Annotated in this window: 3 protein-coding genes; 2 read left to right on the top strand and 1 reads right to left on the bottom strand. The window is 70.5% G+C overall.

Translation table 11 applies throughout. The annotated features are described in order from the left end of the window. Positions 1 to 561 precede the first annotated feature (561 nt). On the bottom strand, positions 562 to 822 hold the full coding sequence (locus ACIP4P_RS37450; protein WP_350518180.1) for a hypothetical protein: 261 nt from the start codon (positions 820 to 822) through the stop codon (positions 562 to 564). 1,861 nt (positions 823 to 2,683) lie between these two features. On the opposite strand from ACIP4P_RS37450, the gene ACIP4P_RS37445 reads away from it, so the two are divergent. Together ACIP4P_RS37445 and ACIP4P_RS37440 are read left to right on the top strand one after the other, a co-directional pair. Next, positions 2,684 to 3,577: a class I SAM-dependent methyltransferase gene (locus tag ACIP4P_RS37445; RefSeq protein WP_350518181.1), complete on the top strand. Its 894-nt coding sequence runs from the start codon at positions 2,684 to 2,686 to the stop codon at positions 3,575 to 3,577. Positions 3,578 to 3,609: 32 nt separating this feature from the next. Then, positions 3,610 to 5,298 (top strand): flavin-containing monooxygenase, encoded by a 1,689-nt coding sequence (locus tag ACIP4P_RS37440; RefSeq protein WP_400926589.1) that lies wholly within the window; start codon positions 3,610 to 3,612, stop codon positions 5,296 to 5,298. The last annotated feature ends 5 nt before the right edge of the window (positions 5,299 to 5,303 follow it).

The following is a 5,303-nucleotide window of genomic DNA, read 5'->3' as shown; positions in this document are numbered from 1 at the left end:
ACACGCATGACGCGCACGGAACTCACGGGCCCCGCAACGCTCACGGCACCCGCAGGCCCTGCGGCGCGCGCGGTCTTCACGGCCCAGGCGGGCCCCACAGCACTCACGGTCTTCACAGCCCCGGCGCGTACGGCACCGTCGCCCCGGACAGGCCCCGCAACGCGCACGGCACCCGCGACACTCACGGTCCTCACGGTCTTCACGGCCCGGACGGGCCCCGCGACACGCATGACGCGCACGGAACTCACGGGCCCCGCAACGCTCACGGCACCCGCAGGCCCTGCGGCGCGCGCGGTCTTCACGGCCCAGGCGGGCCCCGCAGCGCTCAGGACGTCATCAGCCCGGACAGGCCCCACCACGCGCACCGCACTCACGACGCGCACGGCGCCGGCGGCGCTCAAGGCGCCATCGGCCCGGACAGGCCTCGCAACGCCCGCGGTCCTCACGGTCCCGCCGGCCCGCACGGTCCCACCGGCAGGCCCGGCAGGACCGGCACCGCCGGTGGCCCGTGCACCGCCGGTGGCCCCTACGGCCCGTACCCGGCGCACGCCCGGGCCCCGGTCAGGAACCCGAGGAGGACACGAGCGCCAGGATCCGCTCGTGCACCACCCGCAGCGTCGTGGTGTCGTCGATGTCGGCGAACAGCGACTCGTCGGCCGGGATGTGCGGGTACTGGTTCTGGAACCCGTACAGCCACTCCATCAGGTCCAGCGAGTCCACGTCCGCGATGTGCTGCAACGCCGCGTCCGCGTCGACGACGGCCGCGCCGGAGACCGCCTGAAGCTGCGCGGCCAGGTCCTCCACGGTGGGGATCTCGGACATCAGTGATCAGTTCCTTCCAGCAAGCCCCCCGGCCGGCACCCCCCGCCCCCACCACCCCGGCCCCAGGGGGCGCCCCCGGCCCGCGAACGGACCCGGAACACACCCACCACGACAACGAGAGGAGAGAAGAACGGGAAGACCGCGAAGAGGCGGCGAATACGACGGATACCACAGGACCGACAGAACACCCCGCCCCCCTTTCACCCCGCCCCCGCCACGGCACACACCCGCGCACCCCCACCCCCACCGGCACCACACCGGCAGACACGGACACACACGACACCGAACAGCAACGGGAAAGAACACGGGACACGAGAGACCACGCAGACCACGAAGGACCACGCAGACCGCGGGAGGCACGAAACCGGACGGGAACCCGCGCCGGAGCCCGGCCACCCACCACCTCACGACGGAAGGAAAACCAGAACAACCCGACGAAGGACCCACACGGCCCGAACCGCACGTCCTGTCGACACCGCATGAAACCCGCCCCCACGCAAACGCCCCGCAACCCACCCCACGCCCCCGCACTTGCGCACTACTTGCGACCAGCGCGCTTACCTGACCCACAACACACCGCACCCGCACACCCGCACCGCACCACGCCCGACCCGCCACCACCCAGCCCCACCACACCGGAACGGACGCCAGCGGACCGGACACCATGCCGGCCCCACACCAAAACCAGCACCAAACCAGGACCGGACACCGAGCCGGACTGGACTGGACTGGACACCGTGCCGGACGGACGGCCACTCAACAGCCGCACCCAGAGCGCCGGTTCACACGAACAGCGGCACCCGGACCCCGGGCCGGAAGCACCCAAAACGAGGTGCCGAACCCGGACCCGGCCACCGCACAACGCACAACGCACAACAACAGCGGCCGGCCGGGCCTGACCCCGGCCCACACCACAACAGCAGTCCCCACCAGGACCGTCCGACAGCCTTGCCCGCAAGGCGCGTTCACACGATCAGCGGCACCCGGCCCCGGGCCGGAAGCACCCAAAGCAGGGTGCCGAACCCGGACCAGCCACGACACAACGCGCCACGGCGCCCGCACACCAGCAGGCACCACCCCAGCACGCCGGTGCCACCAGGCCGGCCCACGCCGGAACGGCACCAGCAGAACCGGTCAACATCCTTGCCCGCAGGGCGCGTTCACACGATCAGCGGCACCCGGCCCCGGGCCGGAAGCACCCGAACCAGGTGCCGAACCCGGACCGGACCACCGCACAGCGCAACCACAGCGGCCCGCACACCAGCGGGCACTGCCCCAGCGCGCCGGTGCCACCGGGCCGGCCCACACGGGCACGGCACCACCAGTGCCACCGGAAATTAATCAACAGCCCTGTCCGCAGCGCCAGTTCACGCGATCAGCGAAATCCGGCCCCGGGCCGGAAGCACCCGAACCAGGTGCCGAACCCGGACCGGACCACCGCACAACGCGCCACGGAGCCCGCACACCAGCAGGCACCACCCGACCACCGGTGCCACCAGGCCGGCCCACACGGGCACGGCACCACCAGTGCCACCGGGCAACAGCCTTGCCCGCAGGGCATGTTCACGCGGCCAGCGGCACCCGACCCCGGGCCGGAAGCACCCAAAGCAGGATGCCGAACCCGGACCGGCCACCGCACAACGCGCCACGGAGCCCGCACACCAGCAGGCACCACCCCGGCGCGCCGGTGCCAGCAGGCCGGCCTACGCCGGAACGGCACCACCAGCACCACCGGTCAACAGCCCTGCAAGCAGGGCCAGTTCACCCGTGAACCGCGTCCCGGACCACCCGGGGGAACACCGGCACCCAGACCGGCACCATACGTCCCCCCGCCCATCCACCACCCACGAAAGGCCCCACCATGACCACCGTCGACGCCCGCACCATCAACCCCGACGTCGAGGCCATCCGCCACCACTACGAGGTCGGCAACGACCTCTACCGCCTCATCCTGGGCCCCACCATGATGTACTCCGGCGGCTACTGGGAGGACGGCGAGGACCTCGTCGCCACCCTCGACGAAGCCCAGGAACGCAAGCTCGACGTCTTCACCGACCTCGCCCGCGCCGCCCACACCGACCGCGTCCTGGACATCGGCTGCGGCTGGGGCACCATGCTCAACCGCCTCACCACCGTCCACGGCGTCAAGCAGGCCGTCGGCGTCACCCTCTCCCGCACCCAGGCCGACTTCGTCACCGCCCTGGGCAACCCCGCCATCCAGGCCCGCGTCGAGAGCTGGGAGGACCACCGCCTGCCCGAGGGCCAGCAGCCCTACGACGCCGCGTTCTGCATCAACGCCCTCGAACACTTCGTCCTCTCCTCCCTCACCCCCAAGGAGCGCACCCAGCGCTACCGCGTCTTCTTCAAGCAGGTCCACTCCCTCCTCAAGCCCGGCGCCCGCTTCGTCCTGCACACCATGACCGTCGAGAACCCCCCACTGCGCCGCCAGCTCCTGGACGACCTCAAATTCCTCCAGCGCGAGGAGTTCGAAGGCTGCCACATCCCCCGCCTGCCCGAACTCGCCGCCGGCCTCGACGGCCTCTTCGAGGTCACCGAGATCCGCAACGAACCCGAGTCCTTCGCCCGCGCCTGCCGCGCCTGGCTCCAACTCCTCGCCGCCCGCCGCGACGAAGCCGTCGCCATGGCCGACGAAACCACCGTCGCCCGCTTCGAGCGCTACCTCGACATCTTCGCCTACACCCTCGAAGACCACATCTTCAACAACTTCCGCGTCACCCTCACCCGCCGGGCCTGACCCCCCGCCACCACCCCAGGGAGACCGACGCCATGACCACCACCACCCCCAACACCACGGCCGCCACCGCGAGTACAGCCACCACCACCGCCCCGGCCACCCCGGACACCGCGGACACCCGCACCGCAGGAACCACCGCGGCCACCGGCACGGCCACGGCCACCACCGGCACGAACACGGGCACGGCCACCGGCACCGGCGCGGCCACGGCCCCCCACCACGCCCAGCCCCCCGTCCGCCACCTCCAGGTCGCCGTCATCGGCGCCGGCTTCTCCGGCCTCGGCACCGCCATCCGCCTCCTCCAAGCCGGCCACACCGACTTCCTCGTCTTCGAACGCGCCGACGACCTCGGCGGCACCTGGCGCGACAACACCTACCCCGGCTGCGCCTGCGACGTCCAGGCCCACCTCTACTCCTTCTCCTTCGCCCGCAACCCCGACTGGAAATCCACCTTCGCCACCCAGGCCGAAGTCCACGACTACCTCCACACCTGCGCAAAACGCCACGGCGTCACCCCCCACCTGCGCTACAACCACGAACTCCTCGCCGCCCACTGGGACAGCCGCCACCACCACTGGGACATCCACACCAGCCAGGGCCGCTACACCGCCCGCATCCTCGTCACCGGCACCGGCTACCTCTCCGAACCCGCCCTGCCCCCCATCCCCGGCCTCGACACCTTCACCGGCACCCTCTTCCACTCCTCCCAGTGGCGCCACGACCACGACCTCACCGGCCGCAACGTCGCCGTCATCGGCACCGGCGCCTCCGCCATCCAGTTCGTCCCCCACATCCAACCCCACGTCAACCGCCTCGACCTCTACCAGCGCACACCCCCCTGGATCGCCGCCAAACCCGACAAACCCAACACCCCGCGCCACACCTGGATGCTGCGCCACCTCCCCGGCTACCAACGCTTCCGCCGCGCCTTCAACAAGAACGGCCGCGAAATCGTCGCGTTCTTCATGTCCCGCCCCGGCCGCACCACCGGCATGAAGAACATGGCCGCCGGCCACCTCAAGAAATCCGTCCCCGACCCCGCCCTCCGCGCCCGCCTCACCCCCGACTACACCGTCGGCTGCAAACGCCTCCTCTTCTCCAACACCTGGTACCCCGCCATCCAACAACCCAACGTCGACATCATCAGCGACACCATCACCACCATCGGCCCCGACCACATCACCACCACCGACGGCACCACCCGCACCATCGACACCATCATCCTCGCCACCGGCTTCACCGCCACCGACCGCCCCATCGCCCACCGCATCCACGGCACCGACGGCCACACCCTCGCCCACACCTGGCACCGCACCGGCATGACCGCCCACCGCGGCACCACCATCCACGGCTTCCCCAACCTCTACATGATCCTCGGACCCAACACCACCCTCGGCCACTCCTCCCAAACCGTCATGATCGAAGCCCAGATCACCTACATCCTCTCCGCCCTCAAAACCCTCACCACCCAAGGCATCACCAGCGCCGACGTCCTCCCCCACGCCCAAACCACCTACAACAAAACCCTCACCAAACGCCTCCAACACACCGTCTGGAACACCGGCGGCTGCACCAGCTGGTACACCGACAACCACGGCAACAACCCCAACATCTGGCCCACCTACACCTGGCGCTACCAACACCAAACCCGCACCTTCGACCTCACCAACTACCACACCACCACCCACACCCCCACCAACCCCAACCCCCCAACCCCCTAACCCCC

It is taken from the genome of Kitasatospora sp. NPDC089509 (assembly GCF_044749365.1).
Lineage (GTDB): Bacteria > Actinomycetota > Actinomycetes > Streptomycetales > Streptomycetaceae > Kitasatospora.
This window is presented reverse-complemented; position numbering and strand designations above follow the sequence as displayed.

Coding starts and splice junctions, on each gene's coding strand:
- ACIP4P_RS37440 (WP_400926589.1), top strand. CDS start 3,610: ATGACCACCACCACCCCCAACACCACGGCCGCCACCGCGAGTACAGCC.
- ACIP4P_RS37450 (WP_350518180.1), bottom strand. CDS start 822: ATGTCCGAGATCCCCACCGTGGAGGACCTGGCCGCGCAGCTTCAGGCG.
- ACIP4P_RS37445 (WP_350518181.1), top strand. CDS start 2,684: ATGACCACCGTCGACGCCCGCACCATCAACCCCGACGTCGAGGCCATC.